This window comes from Uliginosibacterium sp. 31-12 (genome assembly GCF_030548425.1).
GTDB lineage: Bacteria > Pseudomonadota > Gammaproteobacteria > Burkholderiales > Rhodocyclaceae > Uliginosibacterium > Uliginosibacterium aquaticum.
The window spans coordinates 1-17,202 of record NZ_JAUOOA010000005.1; the positions used below are offsets into that span (position 1 = coordinate 1).

The window sequence follows — 17,202 nt, forward strand, 5'->3', positions numbered from 1 at the left end:
AGCCTGGAGAGCGGTTTCGCACAGGCCGTGGAAGCGATCATCGACGCACTGGTTCCGGTCTCGAGCAGTGTCGGGCGACATCGAAGTGATCCGCGACTGGATCGAGGCCTTCGGCCTGCGCGCGGTGATCCTGCCAGATCTGGGCGACTCGCTCGACGGCCACCTGATCGAAGCTGAGACCACGCCATTAACGCTGGGCGGCACGCCGCGCGACGAGATCGCCAGCATGGGCGAATCCATCGCTACCCTGGTCATCGGCAGTTCCCTGAGCAAGGCCGCCGACCTCCTGCGCAGCCGCAGCGGCGTGCCGGACTATCGTTTCGATCATCTGATGGGGCTGGATAGTTGCGATCTGTTCACCGAAGCCCTTGCCGAACTCTCAGGCCAGGCAGTGCCGCCGCGTTTCGAGCGCCAACGCGCGCAACTGCAGGATGCGATGGTCGACTCCCACTTCATGACGGGCTTTCTGCGGGTCGCCGTGGCCGCCGAGCCGGATCTGCTCGCTGGCCTGCACGCCTTGCTGGCCGGCGCGGGCGCCGAAGTCGTCGCGGCTGTATGCCCGGTGAATGCCGAGATCCTCAAGCGTCTGCCACTAGCCCAAGTCCATCTGGGCGATCTGCAGGATCTGGAACGCGAAGCGCGCGCCCATCACGCCCAGCTCGTGATCGGCAGTGCGCACGCGGTACAGAGCGCCCAGCGCCTCGCCCTGCCACTGCTGCGTGCCGGCTTTCCCGTGTATGACCGGCTGGGCGAATTCGCCCGCCCCTGGGTGGGCTACCGCGCCACGCGTCAGGCCCTCTTCGATATCGCCAATCTCGTCCTGGAGCACCACCATGACACTCCCGCCTATCGCTCCGTGTTCTGGTCTGGCGGACCCCGCGAGCGCGAAGTCTCCCTCCCCGCTTCGCAAGCTCACCCTGGCCTGGTCCGCCACTGACCCCGAGCCGGGCACGCTGCGCATCGCGTTCGCGAGCCGCGATCGCCTGCATGTCGACCAGCACTTCGGTGCTGCCGAGGGCTTCGTCCTCTACACGGTCGATGCCGAGCGTGCCCGGCTGGCGGGCGTCATGGAGTTCGCGGCCGAAGCCATGGATGGCAACGAAAACAAGCTGGCCGAGAAGATCGACGCGCTCTCCGGCTGTGCCGCCATGTACTGCCTCGCCGTGGGTGGCTCGGCGGTACGCCAGTTGCTCGCCGCCGGCATCCAGCCGATGAAGCTCGACGAAGCCGTGCCCATCGATGGCCTGCTGCTGGCGCTCTCGGAAGCCATCCGTGATGGCGGCGTGCCCTGGATTGCCAAGGCCTTGCGGCAGGATGGCGACGCCAGCCGCTTCGAGCGCATGGCCGAGGAAGGATGGCAGGAATGATTCAGCGCCCCGCCCGCGTCATCGCGATCCATGCTGATCATATGCAGGTGGCGTTTGACCCGGCCTCTGCCTGTGGCAGCTGTGGCAGCAAAAAGGCCTGCCATGGAGAGAATCCAGAACACAGCCTGCAACTGCCTGTGCAGGCCGGATTCTCTGCTGGCGACGAAATTCTGCTTGGCATCGAAAGCCGCACGCTGACGCTCGCCGCCCTGCTTGCCTGGCTGATGCCGGCGCTCGCCCTGCTGCTCGGCGCAATGCTTGGCCAAGCCCTGTTCGGCAGCGATCTGGCCGCCATTCTCGCCGCGCTCGGGGGGCTCGCCGGCGGCCTGCTGATCGCCCGCCAGCTCGCCCGGCGCTACGCCGACGATCAGATGCAACCCTGCATCCAACCCTGTTTCCAGACCCCCACCGGGAGCACTTCATGAGCACCACCGACCCCATCTTTGAAACCGACTTCATGCGCGAAATGCTGCGCCAGGTCCGCGCGCTCGATAGCTATGGCGTGCATGACGGCAAGAGTGTCGAACAACTTCTCGCTCCCTTTGTGCTGAGCAAGGAAGCCCGCAGCGCGATTCCCATCCTGGGCGATCCGGATCCGGTCACGCTCTCCCGCGTCCGCGCCTTCTACAACGCGATTGCGGTACTGATCGAAAAGGAATGCGGGCAGATGGCCGTGCCGCTGGTGCACCTGTCGCACGAAGGTTTCGGCCGCGTGATCATCACGGTGGGCAAGCTGCTGGTGCTGGACCGCGCCCTGCGCGACGCCCACCGCTTCGGCTTCGAGAGCTTCTCGAAGATGAAGACCGAGGCAGACAAGCAGCTCTCCGTGGCCCTCGAACTGGCCGGCCGCTTCCCCGAAGTCGCCGGATTCTGAGGAGCCGGTCATGGACGACACCGCGCTGCGCGAACTGGACAAGGAAGTGCGCCGCCTCAAGCGCATCGCTTCCGAATGGGCCGGTCAGCTCCACGATCTGGTCGAAGATCGCCTGCCCGCCGCCTATGCCGAGATTCCCGGCATCTCAAACAGCACCTACGAAGCCTGCCAGGCCTGGGCAGACGCCAACGCGCGTCTGCTTGCGGCCCAACAGGACGCACGACCAACCGAGACACCCTGAATCAGCCATTTTCATACCACCAGCCTAGGAGTTTCACCATGGACCCCATCACCGGTATCACCCGCGGCGGCAAGCCCTGGACCCCCGAGTTCGCCACCGCGCTGAACGCCAAGACCTGCATCGGCTGCGGCCGCTGCTACAAGGTGTGCACCCGCGACGTGCTCGAATTGATCGACCGCAGCGAGGACGACATCTCTGAGGACGACGAAGACGATAGCGAAAGCATCTCCTCAATCATGTCGCTGGCTAATCCGGATGACTGCACCGGCTGCGGCGCCTGCTCGCGCGTGTGTCCGAAAGCCTGCTTCACCAACACACCGATGCCGCTGGCCGCCTGAGTGTGAGCACCGTAGCCCGGATGCAGCGCAGCAGAATCCGGGGAGTGCCGCACTCCCGGATTCCCACCTGCAGTCCTCATCCGGGCTACGCCTGATCATGCAACCCCTCAGCGACGCTAGCCCCGCGCCCTTCCTGATCCTGTACCACGCCCAGGCCACCAGCGCCCGCCTGCGCTTCCTGTGCCTGGCGGAGGGCGTTCTCGCCTTCGGCCCCCTGCCTCACCCGCTGACCCTACGTGACAACGCTCACACGCCCCACACAGTGCGCCCGATGCCGGCCGCCTGGAGTGCCGAGGCCTGCCGACGTCTGGAGCTGCCTCACGACGCCCTCGAGGCCGATCACGACTTCCTCGAAGAAGTGCTGCACGAGGGCAGTGCATATCCGGTGCTGCTGGCACGTTTCACCAGCATTGATCCACCTTTTGCTCTGGCAGAAACCCTACACGCCCGTTTCATCAGCCTGCTCGAAGCGCGCAGGCGCCCCGCGCTGGAACGCGAACTGCTGCGACGGGCCTATACCCACATCCTCGGCTAGCCAGATCGCATAGCCACGCCAGGTTCGGCACTTCCGGCTGTTGCAAACCCGACAGCCAAAGCCGACAAAAACCACCTCAAAACACCCCGAAACCCGCATGGCACGGGTGTTGCAAAAGCATAGGCATGCCTCAATCGCACGACCAACGGAGATCAAGTCATGTGGGATTACACCGAGAAAGTCAAAGAACACTTCTTCAACCCGCGCAACGCCGGCCCGCTCGAAGGCGCGAACGCCAGCGGTGATGTTGGTTCGATCCAATGCGGCGACGCCCTTCGCCTGATGCTCAAGGTGGAGCCGGAAACCGAAATCATCCTCGACGCCAGCTTCCAGACCTTCGGCTGCGGCTCCGCAATAGCCTCCAGCTCGGCGCTGACCGAAATCATCAAGGGCATGACGCTGGATGAGGCGCTCAAGGTCAGCAACCAGAACATCGCCGATTTTCTCGACGGCCTGCCGCCCGAGAAAATGCACTGCTCGGTAATGGGCCGCGAAGCCCTGCAAGCCGCGATTGCCAACTATCGCGGTGAAGAATGGGTTGATGATCACGAGGAAGGCGAGCTGATCTGCAAGTGCTACGCCATCGATTCCGCCCTCATTGAATCCGTGGTGCGCGAAAACAAGCTCACCACGCTTGAGCAGGTCACCCACTACACCAAGGCCGGGGGTGCCTGCGCCTCCTGTCACGAGAAGATCGAAGGCGTACTGGAAAAGATCCTGGCCAGCCAGTGTGAAGCCCCCGCCATCAGCAAGCCCGCCATCGATGCCGTGGCGCCGCTCGCCGCGGGCGAGAAGCCCAAGCTCACCAACATCCAGCGCATGCGCAAGATCGAAGAAATCATTGAATCCGTGCGCCCGATGCTGCAGCGCGATCACGGCGATATCGAGATCGTCGACATCGTCGGCAAGAACATCTACGTCAATCTCAAGGGCGCCTGCATGGGCTGCGCACTGGAAGCCGCCACGCTTGGTTCGATCCAGCAGAAGCTGTTTGAAGAACTGGGCGAATACGTGCGCCTCCTGCCTGCCTCGCAACTCGAAATGGCCCGCTGATCTGAATGTAGGTGCGACTTCAGTCGCACGACAACGGTCAAAAGGCCGACTGAAGTCAGCCCTACGATGCGCGCGTCGCCGCCCCGCCCTGCACCTCCAGAGAGGATCCAATCATGAAACCGATCTATTTCGACAACAACGCCACCACCGCCTGCGATCCCGCCGTGGTGGAAGCCATGCTGCCCTTCTTCACCGAGCAGTTCGGCAATGCCTCCTCGATTCACAGTTTTGGCAATCAAGTCGGCCTCGCGATCAAGGCCGCCCGCAGCCAGATCCAGCAGCTGCTGGGCGCCGAGCATGACAGCGAGATCATCTTCACTGCCGGCGGCACCGAATCCGACAACACCGCCATCCTCTCCGCACTGAAAGCCCAGCCCGAGCGTAACCAGATCATCACCACGGTGGTCGAACACCACGCCATCCTGACGCTGTGTGAGCAGCTCGAAAAGGATGGCTACGTGGTGCACAAGCTGCGCGTCGACAAGCGCGGCCGCATCGACATGGACGAGTACAAGGCCCTGCTCTCGGATCGCGTCGCCATTGTTTCCGCCATGTGGGCCAACAACGAATCGGGCACCATTTTCCCGGTCGAGGAAATGGCCGAATACGCACATGCCATGGGTGTGCAGTTTCATACCGATGCAGTGCAGGCCGTCGGCAAGATCCCGATTGATCTGAAACGCACGAAGATCGACATGCTCTCCGTTTCCGGCCACAAGCTGCATGCGCCCAAGGGCATCGGCGTGCTCTACCTGCGCCGTGGCACACGCTACCGCCCGTTGATGCGCGGCGGCCAGCAGGAGCGCGGCCGCCGCCCCGGCACAGAGAATGCGCCAGCCATCATCGGCTTCGGCAAGGCCGCCGAACTCGCCCTTCAACACATCGACACCGAGAACAGCGATGTGCGCTACCTGCGCGACAAGCTTGAGCGCGGCATCCTCGCCCAGATACCGAATGCCTTCCCCACCGGCGATCTTTCCTGCCGCCTGCCCAACACCAGCAGCATCGCCTTCGAGTACGTGGAAGGCGAAGCCATCCTGCTGCTCCTGAACAAGCTGGGCATTGCTGCGTCTTCCGGCTCGGCCTGCACCTCGGGCTCGCTGGAGCCTTCACATGTGATGCGCGCCATGGGCATCCCCTACACGGCCGCCCACGGCACGATCCGCTTCTCGCTCTCACGCTACAACACGCTGGAAGAAGTCGAGCGCGTGATCGCCGCAGTGCCACCGATCATCGCCCAGCTGCGCCAGATTTCGCCCTACTGGAATCCGGTCAAGAACTGCCCTGCCGACCAGGCTTTCGCGCCGGCTTACGCGTAAGGCAGCAACAAGCAAAAGCCCCGCTGGCGATTGTCGGCGGGGCTTTTCGTTTCGTGACTGCGGGATTTGTAGGGTGCGCAATGCGCACCGTTTCAAGCGTCAATCCATTGCCAAGAAAGGGCCCGCGTGCGCGATGCGCACCCTACTTGGCTGGAATCCGGTCAAGAACTGTCCGGCCGACCAGGCTTTCGCCCCAGCTTACGCGTAAGGCAGCAACAAGCAAAAGCCCCGCTGGTGATTGTCGGCGGGGCTTTTTTCATGCTTTCGGGATTTGTAGGGTGCGCATTGCGCACCGTTTCAAGCGTCGATCCATTGCCGAGAAAGGGTCCGCGTGCGCGATGCGCACCCTACTTGGCTGAGCGCAGCTCCGATGGCTTTTGCCAATCTCGGCAACGCACCCTTTCTTGACGCCATCGTCGTCGTAAACTTTCGCGACCAGCAATTTGGCTTCTTCCCGCAAGCCGATCCGGCGTGCTGATCGTCGCCTCGTCGGAACAGACGCGGGCAAGCGGAACTGGAAACGTACGCAGTGCGCAGTGCGCACCATTCCAAAAAGCCTTCTCCGGAGCAGGTTCCGCGTGCGCTGTGCGCACCCTACTTGGCTTGATGAATCGGATCTCAGCCATGTTCGAATTGCCTGCGATACTTCACAAAGCCCTTTTTGACTGCCCCTGCGAATCCTGCTTTCTCAAAGAAGTGGTGCGCATCAGTGCGCTCCAACGAGCTGAGCAACATTATTTTTGAACAGTTTTCCTCAAGGCAATAGCGCTCAATCTCTCGCATAAGTGCCGCTCCTACGCCAAGCCCTCTGCAAGGGCCGGTAACAATGATGTTTTCGACGACTGCAAAGGGTTGGTTCTGGAACATTACATCCGAGCACAGAGAGACAAGGGCTGTACCTACCGCACTACCTTCAACCTCAGCTATCAAAAGCGCTGTTCGAGGATCTTTAGATACTGTCGACACCCGCTCTTGGGAAACAGAAACTGCTGGGTTATCAACAAGCTCTTTGTACAGGGACTGGATAGAGGGAGCGTCAGACCCTTCTGCCCTTCTTATGACTACCTTGGTCATTACAGTTGCGATCTAACGAATTGACGTGAGGAGCGACCGGAGCCGCAGGCGGAGGGAACTTTTTGTTTCGTGCTCGCACTGAGGAAAACCCGGGACTGCTGGCACCGCACACATCCTGCAAAGCCCGTGCGCGTTGAGGACACGCCCCCCGTTTCCGGACGGCCAAAAAACCACCGCGTACGGCGCACTCGGAATATTCCGGCACGACTCGTAGGGCTTCAATAAACGAAGCGAATTGCGCCGAATGCGGCGAAAAAGCTTCCGGCGCAATTCGCTTCGCTCATTGTTCCCTGCGGCGCCCTACGAATGCCAGCTTTCGGCGTATCTTCAAGACCGTCCGTTGCGATCACGGAAGGAACGTAAAGGCGGGGTGGGTTCGCAAAGCACCCCACCATGAGCTTATCAATGTGCAACGGTGGGTTGTCGCGCAGCAAACAACCACCCAACCCACGCACTCAAGCTTCCGCCGCAACCAGCCGGCGATAAAGCTCCAGATAGCTGCGCGCCGCCACATCCCAGGAAAATTCCTGACGCATGGCGCACTTCATCACTTGCTGCCACTGCGCTGGCTGGTGGTAGAGATCAAGGGCGCGCTGCATGGCCAGCCCGAGACCGTGCGGGCTGGCCTCGCCGAAGCTGAAACCGGTGGCCTGATCTGCCTTGAGCGCACGCTCGCTGGCATCCACAACGGTATCGGCCAGCCCTCCCACATGGTGCACCAGCGGCAGGCAGCCATAGCGCAAGGCATACAGCTGGGTCAGGCCACAGGGCTCGAAGCGCGAGGGCATGAACAGGCTGTCGGCACCACTGATCACGCGGTGCGCCAAGGCTTCGTCATACACCGTGCGCACGGCTACCTGCTGCGGATGGCTGCGGGCAGCCTCGAGGAAGGCGGCTTCCAGCGCCCGGTCGCCACTGCCCTGCACCACCAGTTGCGCCCCCGCTGCGAGCAGGCCTGGCAACACGGCCAGCACCAGGTCTAGCCCCTTCTGCGCGGTGAGGCGGCTCACCACACCGAAGAGCGGTGCGCCCGGCGCCGCCGCCAGGCCCATTTCTGCTTGCAGGCCGGCTTTGCACAACGCTTTTCCCGCAAGCTGCCCGGCACTGTAAGGCGCCACGATGCCGGCATCCTTCTCCGGGTTCCAGACCGCGTAGTCGACTCCGTTGAGCACCCCGAAGACGTTGCCGGCTCGGCTCTGGATCACGCCTTCGAGACCGCAGCCGAACTCCGGTGTGGCGATCTCACGGGCATAGCTGCCACTCACCGTGGTGACGGCATCGGCGAACTTGAGGCCGGACTTCATGAAGGAGAGCTGGCCGTGATACTCCAGCGCACTGGGCACGGCGAAACGGCTGGGCAAGCCCAGCAGATGAAAATCCGCCAGCGAAAACAGGCCCTGGTAAGCCAGGTTGTGCACGGTGAATACGGTTGCGGCCTGGGTCGGCAGATGCTGCACGATGTAGGCACAGGCCATCGCGGCATGCCAGTCATGCGCATGCACCACATCCGGCAGCCAGTCTGCATCCAGCTCGCCGGCCGCCAGTTGCGCCGCCACCCAGCCCAGCAAAGCGAAGCGCTGAAGATTGTCCGGCCATTCAAGGCCGGCACTATTCTGATAAGGCCCACCATCGCGGCGATAGAAATACGGCGCATCCACCACATACACCGGCACGTGGCTGAAGGGCATCTGGCCCTTGATGAGGCGCACCCGCGCTGCGCCGAACACCGGGCCGATCTCGCACACTGTTTCGGGGGCCAGCACGGCATCGATGATCTGCGGCAGGCCCGGCAGCAGCAGGCGTACATCCGCGCCCTGGCCAATCAGGGCCTGGGGCAAGGCGCCGAGCACATCGGCGAGCCCGCCGGTTTTCACCAGCGGGAAGATTTCAGCAGCGACATGCAGCACCCTCATGACTGCAAGGCCGCCAGCATGTCGCGCGTCACCAGGGTCACCCCACCTTCGGTGCGATAGAAGCGTTTGGCATCCAGCTCAGGATCCTCGCCAATCACCATGCCATCAGGAATCACGCAGTCGCGGTCCACCACGGTTTTGTTCAGGCGCACATGACGCCCGACCTGTACTCCGGGCAGCAATACCGACCAGCGCACATGGGCATGCGAGTGCACCCGCACATTGTTGAAGAGCATGGTGCGCACGACTTCGCCGGAAATGATGCAACCGCCGGACACGACCGACTCGATGGCCGCGCCGCGCCGACCCGGCTCGTTGTGCACGAACTTGGCCGGCGGCAGCTGGGCCTGATAGCTCCAGATCGGCCAGCGGGTGTCGTACAGATTCAGTTGCGGCTCGGTGGCGGTGAGGTCGATGTTGGCATCCCAATACGCATCAATGGTGCCCACGTCGCGCCAATATGGTGCCTCGCCGGAGCGGTTGCGCACACAACTGAGTGCAAACGGATGAGCCGCAGCCTGGGCATTGCGGACTGCACGCGGGATGATGTCCTTGCCGAAATCATGGCTGGAGGTGGGATCGGCCAGATCGCGCTCCAACTCCTTGTAGAGATAGCGCGCGTTGAACACATAGATGCCCATGCTGGCCAGCGACATCTCCGGGTTGCCCGGCATCGCCGGCGGATCGGCCGGTTTCTCGACGAACTCGATGATGTTGTCGCTTTCATCGACCGCCATCACACCGAAATCACAGGCTTCCTTGCGCGGCACAGCGATGCAGCCCACCGTGCATTCGCGGCCTTTCGCTACGTGATCGGCGATCATCAGCGCGTAGTTCTGCTTGTAGATATGGTCACCCGCGAGCACCAGGATGTAGTCGGCGCGGTAAGCCGCAATGATGTCCTGGTTCTGGTACACCGCGTCGGCCGTACCCTGATACCAGCGCTCGTCTTCAGTGCGCTGCTGAGCCGGCAGGAGATCGATGAACTCGTTCATCTCCGGCTTGAGAAAAGCCCAGCCCCGCTGCAGGTGGCGCAAGAGGCTGTGAGACTTGTACTGGGTGATCACACCGATACGGCGGATACCGGAATTGAGGCAGTTGGAGAGCGCAAAATCCACGATGCGAAATTTGCCACCGAAATACACCGCAGGCTTGGCGCGGCGGTCAGTCAGGTTCTTCAGGCGACTGCCGCGCCCACCCGCAAGAACCAGTGCTACGGTACGTTTCGGCAGATCCAGGCTCTGCGCCAGATCGGGGGAGACCATGTATTCATCCTCATCCAGTTATTCGGAAAAACAGGCTGAAACCACCACCACTTGCAATACCTACACCCAAACCGCGCTATAAATGCCACTGACGGAAGCGCTACGAGCGCTACGCAATGCAACAAGGCCCGCTACTTGCGTGGTGATGAGTCTATTGCGCTCGATGCACCGAAACAAGGCAGACATACGAGGACGTGGCACGAATCATTCCAGCCTGTCTGCCGCGCAAGACAATAAACCCGACCCCAGCCAGATCGATACAAGGAGATGCCGTGAATTCACCGACCCCAGACTCCATTCCGGCCCTGAACGCGGCCATCGATGAACAGCTTCTGCGCACCGTGGGCGTAGCCCGCCAGGATGCCACCAGCACCGATCTGATGAAGGCCCTGTCGCAAGTGGCTCGCGAAGAGCTCTCGCAGCGCTGGGTTGAAACCCAGGCAGCGGACCGCGGCGGCAAGGCGCGCCGCGTGTACTACCTGTCTATGGAGTTTCTGATCGGTCGTACGCTCTCCAACGCGCTCGGCGCGCTGCGCCTGAGCAATGCCGGCGCCCAGGGCATGCTGGACCACGCCCATACCCTTGAAGAAATCGCCGATCAGGAGCCGGATGCGGCGCTGGGCAATGGCGGCCTGGGGCGTCTCGCCGCCTGTTTTCTCGACTCGATGGCCAACCTGGGCCTGCCTTCCTTCGGCTATGGCATCCGTTACGAATACGGCATGTTCAAGCAGAAGATCGTCGGCGGTGCGCAGACCGAGTTGCCCGATCCCTGGCTAGCCGATGGCACACCCTGGGAATTTCCGCGTGCCGACATCAGCTTCCCGGTGCGCTTCGGTGGCTGGGTCGAGCACATCGGTGATCGCGCGGTATGGCGCCACGCCGGCGAGGTGGTGGCGAAGGCTTATGACATGGTAATTCCCGGTTACGGCACCCGCAAAGTCAGCACCCTCCGATTGTGGAAAGCCGTTGCCCCGGCCGACCTCGATCTTCAGGCCTTCAACACCGGCGACTATGGCCGCGCCGCCCAGGTGAAGAACGAGTACGAGAACATTTCCTGGGTGCTGTATCCGAACGACAGCACGCCGGCTGGCCGCGAACTGCGCCTGCGCCAGGAGTACTTCTTCGTTGCCGCTTCGGTACGCGACATCCTGCTGCGCCACATGATGGAACATGGCACGCTCGATAACCTGCATGAACAGGTTGCCATGCATCTGAATGACACCCACCCGGCCATCGCGGTGGCCGAGCTGATGCATGTGCTCTGTGACGAGCACAGCATGCCCTGGGCCAAGGCCTGGAGCATCTGCCAGAAGACCTTCTCCTACACCAACCACACCTTGATGCCGGAAGCACTGGAAACCTGGCCGGTGGCCCTGATGCAGCATGTGCTGCCACGCCATCTGGAAATCATCTTCCGCATCAATGCCGAATTCCTCGCTGAAGCCGCCAGGCATCGGCCGGGAGACAACGGTTTCCTCGCCCGCTTATCCCTGATCGACGAAACCGGCGAGCGCCGCGTGCGCATGGCCAACCTGTCGGTGGTGGGCAGCCACATGATCAATGGGGTGTCGGCCCTGCACTCGGATCTGCTGGTCAAAACCCTGTTCGCAGACTTCGCCAGCCTGTGGCCGGAGCGTTTCACCAACATGACCAACGGCATTACGCCCCGGCGTTGGCTTTCGCAGGCCAATCCAGGGCTCGCCGCCCTGATTGACAAGAACATCGGGCCCGACTGGCGCAACCATCTGGATCAGCTCAAACAGCTTGAAGCCCTCAAGGACGATGCCGCGTTCCGTGCCGATTTCATGGCCGTCAAGCGCCAGAACAAGGCCCGCCTCGCCGCCCTGATCGCCCGCAGTACCGGCATCAAGGTCAATCCAGACAGCCTCTTCGATGTGCAGATCAAGCGTATCCACGAGTACAAGCGCCAGTTGCTCAACGTACTGCACGTAATCTGGCGCTACCAGGCCATCCTCGCCAACCCGGCGGCAGACTGGACACCGCGCGTCACGATCTTCGCCGGCAAGGCCGCCTCCAGCTACACCGCCGCCAAATCGATCATTCATCTGATCCACGATGTGGGCAACGTCATCAACAATGACCCGCGCATCGGCGACAAGTTGAAACTCGTCTTCATCCCCAACTACGGCGTATCGGTTGCCGAAGTGATCATGCCCGGCGCCGATCTCTCCGAGCAGATCTCCACCGCCGGCACCGAAGCCTCGGGCACCGGCAACATGAAGCTCGCTCTGAATGGCGCGCTGACCATCGGCACGGATGATGGCGCCAACATCGAAATCCGCGAAAACGTAGGCGACGACAACATCTTCATCTTCGGCCTGCGCACCCCCGAGGTGCTGGCCATGAAGCAAGGCGGCTATCAGCCGATGCGCATCTACGAGAGCAGCCCGGGCCTCAAGGCGGTGCTCGATGCAATTGCCGGTGGCCAGTTCTCGCCCAACGAACCGGGCCGCTATCGCGGGCTGGTCGATGCGCTGCTGTGGGGAGGCGATCACTACATGTTGCTGGCGGACTACCAGTCCTACATCGACACCCAGGCCAGAGTGGACGCGCTCTACGCGAAGCCGGACGAGTGGGCCAGCAAGGCCATCATCAACATGGCCAACATGGGCACATTCTCGTCGGACCGCACCATCGCCCAGTACGCGAAGGAGATCTGGAATATCCCGGTAGCGCCCTGAGTTGCAAGAACGAGCCCTGCAGGTGCGCCCATAGGTGCGACTTCAGTCACACACTACATCTGGCAAGCCGGCTGAAGCCAGCCCTACACCTGCATGGCCTGCAACATACAGGTCGCTCCTGCCGAGCTGCCTCCACCCTGCAAGAGGAATTGGATTACTCTGGCCGTATGCTGAACGAATCCGACATCCAGGCTTTCTGCGAGGCTCGCCACGGCGATCCGTTTTCCATCATGGGCCTGCATGCCACTGCGGACGGTGGCTTCTGGCTGCGCTGCTTCGTGCCCGGCGCCGCCAGCGTCGACGTAGTAGACCGGGCCCGCAAACGCCGCGGCACGCTCAGCCAGCGCCACCCGGCCGGGTTCTTCGAAGGGCTGATCGACACAAAAAGGGTTTTTCATTACCGCCTGCGCGTCACTTGGCAGGATGGCAGCGTCCTTACCCTCGAAGACCCCTACCGCTTTCCGCCGGTGCTCGGCGAGCAGGACGTGTGGTGGCTCGGCGAAGGCACCCATCTGCGCCCCTATGAAATCCTCGGTGCACGCCATCGCGAGATAGATGGCGTGGCCGGCACGAGCTTCGCGGTGTGGGCACCGAACGCTTCGCGCGTCGCCGTGCTGGGCGACTTCAACGGCTGGGACAACCGCCGCCATCCAATGCGCCTGCGCCGCGAATGCGGCGTGTGGGAAATCTTCCTGCCGGCGGTGCCGGAAGGCGCCTGCTACAAGTACGAAGTGCGCGCCAGCAACGGCCACACCCTGCCGCTGAAGGCCGACCCCTACGCGCTGCAATGTGAGCTGCGCCCCTCCACCGCCAGCGTGGTCAGCCATCTGCCGCCAGCTGTTGCCCCCTCCCCTGAGCGCCAGCGTGCCAACGCGCTGGATCAGCCAGTGAGCATCTACGAAGTCCATCTGGCTTCATGGCGGAAGAAAAACGACGGACAGGACTGGCTCAACTGGGATGAACTCGCCGAGCAACTGCTGCCCTACGCCCAATGGATGGGCTTCACTCATCTGGAGCTGATGCCGATCAGCGAGCACCCCTTCGATGGCTCCTGGGGCTATCAGAGCATCGGCCTGTATTCGCCCACTGCGCGCTTTGGGGATACCGCCGGCTTCACCCGTTTTGTCGAACGCGCTCATGCCGCAGGCATCGGCGTGCTGCTCGACTGGGTGCCGGCACATTTCCCGACCGATGCGCACGGGCTGGCGAACTTCGACGGCACACACCTGTATGAGTACGCTGATCCGCGCGAAGGCTTCCATCAGGACTGGAACACCCTGATCTACAACTTCGGCCGCACCGAGGTGCGCAACTTCCTGATCGCCAATGCCTTGTACTGGCTGGAGCGCTACAACGTCGACGGCCTGCGCGTGGACGCCGTGGCCTCCATGCTCTATCGCGACTACTCGCGCAAGGAAGGCGAGTGGATTCCGAATGCGCAGGGCGGGCGCGAAAACCTCGAAGCCATTGATTTCCTCAAGCGCATGAACGAGATCGTCGGCGCAGAGCGTCCACAGGCCATCACGCTGGCCGAGGAATCCACCTCCTACCCGGCCGTTTCGCGCCCCACTTTCGCAGGCGGACTGGGCTTTCACTACAAGTGGAACATGGGCTGGATGCACGACACCCTGCAGTACATGGCGCGCGACCCGATCCACCGCAAGCATCATCACAACGAGATGAGCTTCGGGCTGGTGTATGCCTTCAGCGAAAACTTCGTGCTGCCGCTCTCGCACGACGAAGTGGTGCATGGCAAGGGCTCGCTCATCGGCAAGATGCCGGGCGACCGCTGGCAGAAATTCGCCAATCTGCGCGCCTACTACGGCTTCATGTGGGGCCATCCCGGCAAGAAGCTGCTCTTCATGGGCGGCGAGTTCGCCCAGGAGCGCGAATGGAATCACGACCAAAGTCTGGACTGGCACCTCACCGATGACGCCCTGCACGCCGGTGTTCAGCATCTGGTGCGGGATCTGAACCACGTCTATCGCGATTGCCCGGCCCTGCACCAGCGCGATGTGGAAGGCGGAGGCTTCGAATGGATCGCCCACAGCGATGCCGAGCATTCAATCTACAGCTTCGTCCGCTACGGCCACGGCGATACATCGCCGGTGGTGGTGGTCTGCAACTTCACGCCCACCGTGCATCACGCCTGGCGCCTGGGCGTGCCGCGTGAAGGCAACTACGTCGAGCGCATCAATACGGATTCCGAGTTCTACGGCGGCAGCAATGTCGGCACGCCGTCAGCGCGCAGCCAGGGCCTCGCCTGGCAAGACAAACCGGACTCGATCCAGATCGACCTGCCGCCACTGGCGACCGTGATTTTCGAGTGGCAAACCTGAGAGAGACCTGATGGAACTGCACACCCTGCTCCCCGGTAAGCCCTGGCCGCTCGGCGCCCATGCTGACGCAGGGGGCGTGAATTTCGCGATCTTCTCAGCCAACGCCACGGCCGTCTTCCTGTGCCTGTTCGACTCCGACGGCCAGACTGAGCTGGCGCGCCTGCCGCTACGCGGCCACACCCTGGACGTGTGGCATGGCTATCTGCCCGAAGCGGTGCCAGGCCTGATCTATGGCCTGCGCTGCGAAGGCCCTTGGGCCCCGCAGGAAGGGCATTACTTCAACCCGGAAAAGCTCCTGCTGGATCCCTACGCGCGCGAGATCGCCGGCCAGTTCAACTGGAACGACGCCCACTTCTGCGCGATCCCTGAGAGTCACGAACAGCCCTGCCCCGAAGACAACGGCCGCCACGCTCTCAAGGCACGCGTGCCCGCCCCGGATGGCTTTGACTGGGGCGACGACGCCCCGCCCGAGATCAGCCCTGCCGACACGGTGATCTACGAACTGCACGTGAAGGGCTTCTCGAAATCAAATCCGGCCATTCCGGAGGCCTTGCGTGGCACCTACGCCGGCCTCGCCCATCCCGCCTCCCTCGCTCATCTGAAACGACTGGGCGTCACCGCCCTGAGCATCCTGCCGGTGCATTACCACCTTGACGAGTTGCGCCTCACGCAGATGGGCCTCGTCAATTACTGGGGCTACAACAGCATCAATTTCTTCACGCCGGACCCACGCTACGCCAGCGGCGCGGATGGCCTTTCGGTAGGCGACGAGTTCCGCACGATGGTCCGTGCGCTACATGCGGCAGGCATCAAGGTATTGCTCGACGTGGTCTACAACCACACCGCAGAAGGCGACGCCACCGGCCCCTCCATCAGCTTCCGCGGGCTGGACAACGCCAGCTATTACCGCCTGGACGCCAACAACAAGCGCACCTTCATCAACGACACCGGCTGCGGCAACACGCTGGATATCCGTCAGCCCAATGTCTTGCGACTGGTGCTGGACAGCCTGCGCTACTGGGTCAGCGAAATGCATGTCGATGGTTTCCGCTTCGACCTGGCGCCCATCCTCGGACGGGACGACAGCGGCTTCAACCCGCGTGCAGCCTTCTTCGCAGCCGTAGCGCAAGATCCGGTGCTCTCGCACGTAACGATGATCGCCGAGCCCTGGGATATCGGCCCTGGCGGCTACCAGCTGGGCGGCTTCCCGCGCGGATGGCACGAATGGAATGATCGCTTCCGCGATACCCTGCGTGCCTTCTGGCTGGGTCACCCCTGCACGCGCGGCGATTTCGCGATGCGCCTGTGTGGCTCATCCGATCTGTTCCAGGCCAACCGGCGCGAGCCACTGGCCTCGGTCAATTACATCGTCTCGCACGATGGCTACACCTTGCGTGATCTGGTGAGCTATGTCGCCCGCCGCAACCAGGCCAACGGTGAAGACAATCGCGACGGTCACAATCACAACCTCAGCAACAACTGCGGCGAGGAAGGCCCCAGCACCGACCCGGCCGTGCTCGCCTTGCGCAGCCGCATGCAGCGCGTACTGCTGGCCAGTGCCCTGTTCTCACAAGGCACGCCGATGCTGGCGGCCGGTGATGAGCTGGGGCATTCGCAGGGCGGCAACAACAACCCCTATTGTCAGGACAATCCAGACACCTGGATTGCCTGGGCCGAAGCGGATCAGGATCTGATTGCCTTCACTGCCAGGCTGCTGTCACTGCGCCGCCAGGCCATGCTTTTCGCCACGCACTGGTACCGGCGCGGGCCAAGCGACCTGGTGTGGCTACGCAAGGATGGTGAGGCCCTGCACAGCCACGAATGGCGCGATGCTGGCGCCCGTGCGCTGGGCTGCCTGATCAATCACCCCGGCCGCGCCAGCGTACCCCTGCTGCTGCTCGTGAATGCCGAACCCACCGACTGCCACTTCACGCTGCCTGCCGGTGAATGGCGCTGCTGGTTCGACACCACGGCCAGCACCGGCGAACGCGACTGGCACGGCTCCAGCACCACGCCCTTCACCCTCGGCGCGCACAGCATGGTGCTGCTCGCGGCGGGAGCAGCGAAACTGAATCTGTAGGGCCGACTTCAGTCGGCGTTCACGCTTGGCGTGCGGCTGAAGCCGCACCTACAACAAAACGCGACCAGAGGCCGCAGCTTGCAACACCCGTAGCCCGGATGC

The 17,202-nt window shown here is 62.7% G+C and carries 15 protein-coding genes; 12 read left to right on the top strand and 3 right to left on the bottom strand.

All coding sequences use genetic code 11. From position 1 onward, the window contains the following. Window positions 1-67: 67 nt before the first annotated feature. From Q3Y64_RS10770 to nifS, 9 genes are all read left to right on the top strand, one after another. The gene (locus Q3Y64_RS10770; RefSeq protein WP_303561723.1) at window positions 68-937 is read left to right on the top strand and encodes a nitrogenase component 1; all 870 of its coding nucleotides are present in this window, start codon (window positions 68-70) and stop codon (window positions 935-937) included. Then, window positions 834-1,367, top strand: a complete 534-nt coding sequence (locus Q3Y64_RS10775) for a NifB/NifX family molybdenum-iron cluster-binding protein (protein ID WP_170021151.1) — start codon at window positions 834-836, stop codon at window positions 1,365-1,367. The genes Q3Y64_RS10770 and Q3Y64_RS10775 overlap by 104 nt, the downstream gene beginning before the upstream one ends. Further along, window positions 1,364-1,792, top strand: coding sequence for a SoxR reducing system RseC family protein (locus Q3Y64_RS10780; RefSeq protein ID WP_158239244.1), 429 nt, complete (start codon window positions 1,364-1,366; stop codon window positions 1,790-1,792). The genes Q3Y64_RS10775 and Q3Y64_RS10780 overlap by 4 nt, the downstream gene beginning before the upstream one ends. Continuing rightward, complete coding sequence (locus tag Q3Y64_RS10785; protein WP_101943036.1) at window positions 1,789-2,241, top strand: NifX-associated nitrogen fixation protein; 453 nt, start codon at window positions 1,789-1,791, stop codon at window positions 2,239-2,241. Before Q3Y64_RS10780 ends, Q3Y64_RS10785 begins: the two co-directional genes overlap by 4 nt. A 10-nt stretch (window positions 2,242-2,251) precedes the next feature. After that, window positions 2,252-2,482 (top strand): CCE_0567 family metalloprotein, encoded by a 231-nt coding sequence (locus Q3Y64_RS10790; RefSeq protein ID WP_101943037.1) that lies wholly within the window; start codon window positions 2,252-2,254, stop codon window positions 2,480-2,482. A 38-nt stretch (window positions 2,483-2,520) separates the two neighbouring features. Continuing rightward, window positions 2,521-2,820 carry a ferredoxin III, nif-specific gene (gene fdxB, locus Q3Y64_RS10795; protein WP_101943039.1) on the top strand — a complete coding sequence of 100 codons (300 nt, stop codon included), beginning with the start codon at window positions 2,521-2,523 and terminating at the stop codon, window positions 2,818-2,820. 97 nt (window positions 2,821-2,917) lie between these two features. Further along, the gene (locus Q3Y64_RS10800) at window positions 2,918-3,355 is read left to right on the top strand and encodes a hypothetical protein (RefSeq protein ID WP_303561730.1); all 438 of its coding nucleotides are present in this window, start codon (window positions 2,918-2,920) and stop codon (window positions 3,353-3,355) included. A 159-nt stretch (window positions 3,356-3,514) separates the two neighbouring features. Further along, a complete protein-coding gene (nifU, locus tag Q3Y64_RS10805) occupies window positions 3,515-4,408 on the top strand; it encodes a Fe-S cluster assembly protein NifU (RefSeq protein ID WP_303561732.1) in 894 nt (297 codons plus the stop codon). A 113-nt stretch (window positions 4,409-4,521) separates the two neighbouring features. Further along, entirely contained in the window at window positions 4,522-5,727 is a 1,206-nt protein-coding gene (nifS, locus tag Q3Y64_RS10810; RefSeq protein ID WP_101943043.1) for a cysteine desulfurase NifS, read from the top strand. A 618-nt stretch (window positions 5,728-6,345) separates the two neighbouring features. Here the strand turns inward: nifS and Q3Y64_RS10815 are convergent. From Q3Y64_RS10815 to glgC, 3 genes are all read right to left on the bottom strand, one after another. Beyond that, entirely contained in the window at window positions 6,346-6,801 is a 456-nt protein-coding gene (locus tag Q3Y64_RS10815) for a GNAT family N-acetyltransferase (protein WP_303561734.1), read from the bottom strand. A 455-nt stretch (window positions 6,802-7,256) separates the two neighbouring features. After that, on the bottom strand, window positions 7,257-8,714 hold the full coding sequence (gene glgA / locus Q3Y64_RS10820) for a glycogen synthase GlgA (protein WP_303561736.1): 1,458 nt from the start codon (window positions 8,712-8,714) through the stop codon (window positions 7,257-7,259). Next, window positions 8,711-9,979, bottom strand: coding sequence for a glucose-1-phosphate adenylyltransferase (gene glgC, locus Q3Y64_RS10825; RefSeq protein ID WP_101943047.1), 1,269 nt, complete (start codon window positions 9,977-9,979; stop codon window positions 8,711-8,713). The genes glgA and glgC overlap by 4 nt, the downstream gene beginning before the upstream one ends. Before the next feature lie 272 nt (window positions 9,980-10,251). On the opposite strand from glgC, the gene Q3Y64_RS10830 reads away from it, so the two are divergent. From Q3Y64_RS10830 to glgX, 3 genes are all read left to right on the top strand, one after another. Further along, window positions 10,252-12,681, top strand: a complete 2,430-nt coding sequence (locus Q3Y64_RS10830) for a glycogen/starch/alpha-glucan phosphorylase (RefSeq protein WP_303561739.1) — start codon at window positions 10,252-10,254, stop codon at window positions 12,679-12,681. A gap of 167 nt (window positions 12,682-12,848) precedes the next feature. Beyond that, window positions 12,849-15,020: a 1,4-alpha-glucan branching protein GlgB gene (gene glgB, locus Q3Y64_RS10835; RefSeq protein WP_303561741.1), complete on the top strand. Its 2,172-nt coding sequence runs from the start codon at window positions 12,849-12,851 to the stop codon at window positions 15,018-15,020. 10 nt (window positions 15,021-15,030) lie between these two features. Further along, window positions 15,031-17,100, top strand: a complete 2,070-nt coding sequence (gene glgX / locus Q3Y64_RS10840) for a glycogen debranching protein GlgX (protein WP_303561743.1) — start codon at window positions 15,031-15,033, stop codon at window positions 17,098-17,100. Window positions 17,101-17,202: the final 102 nt, after the last annotated feature.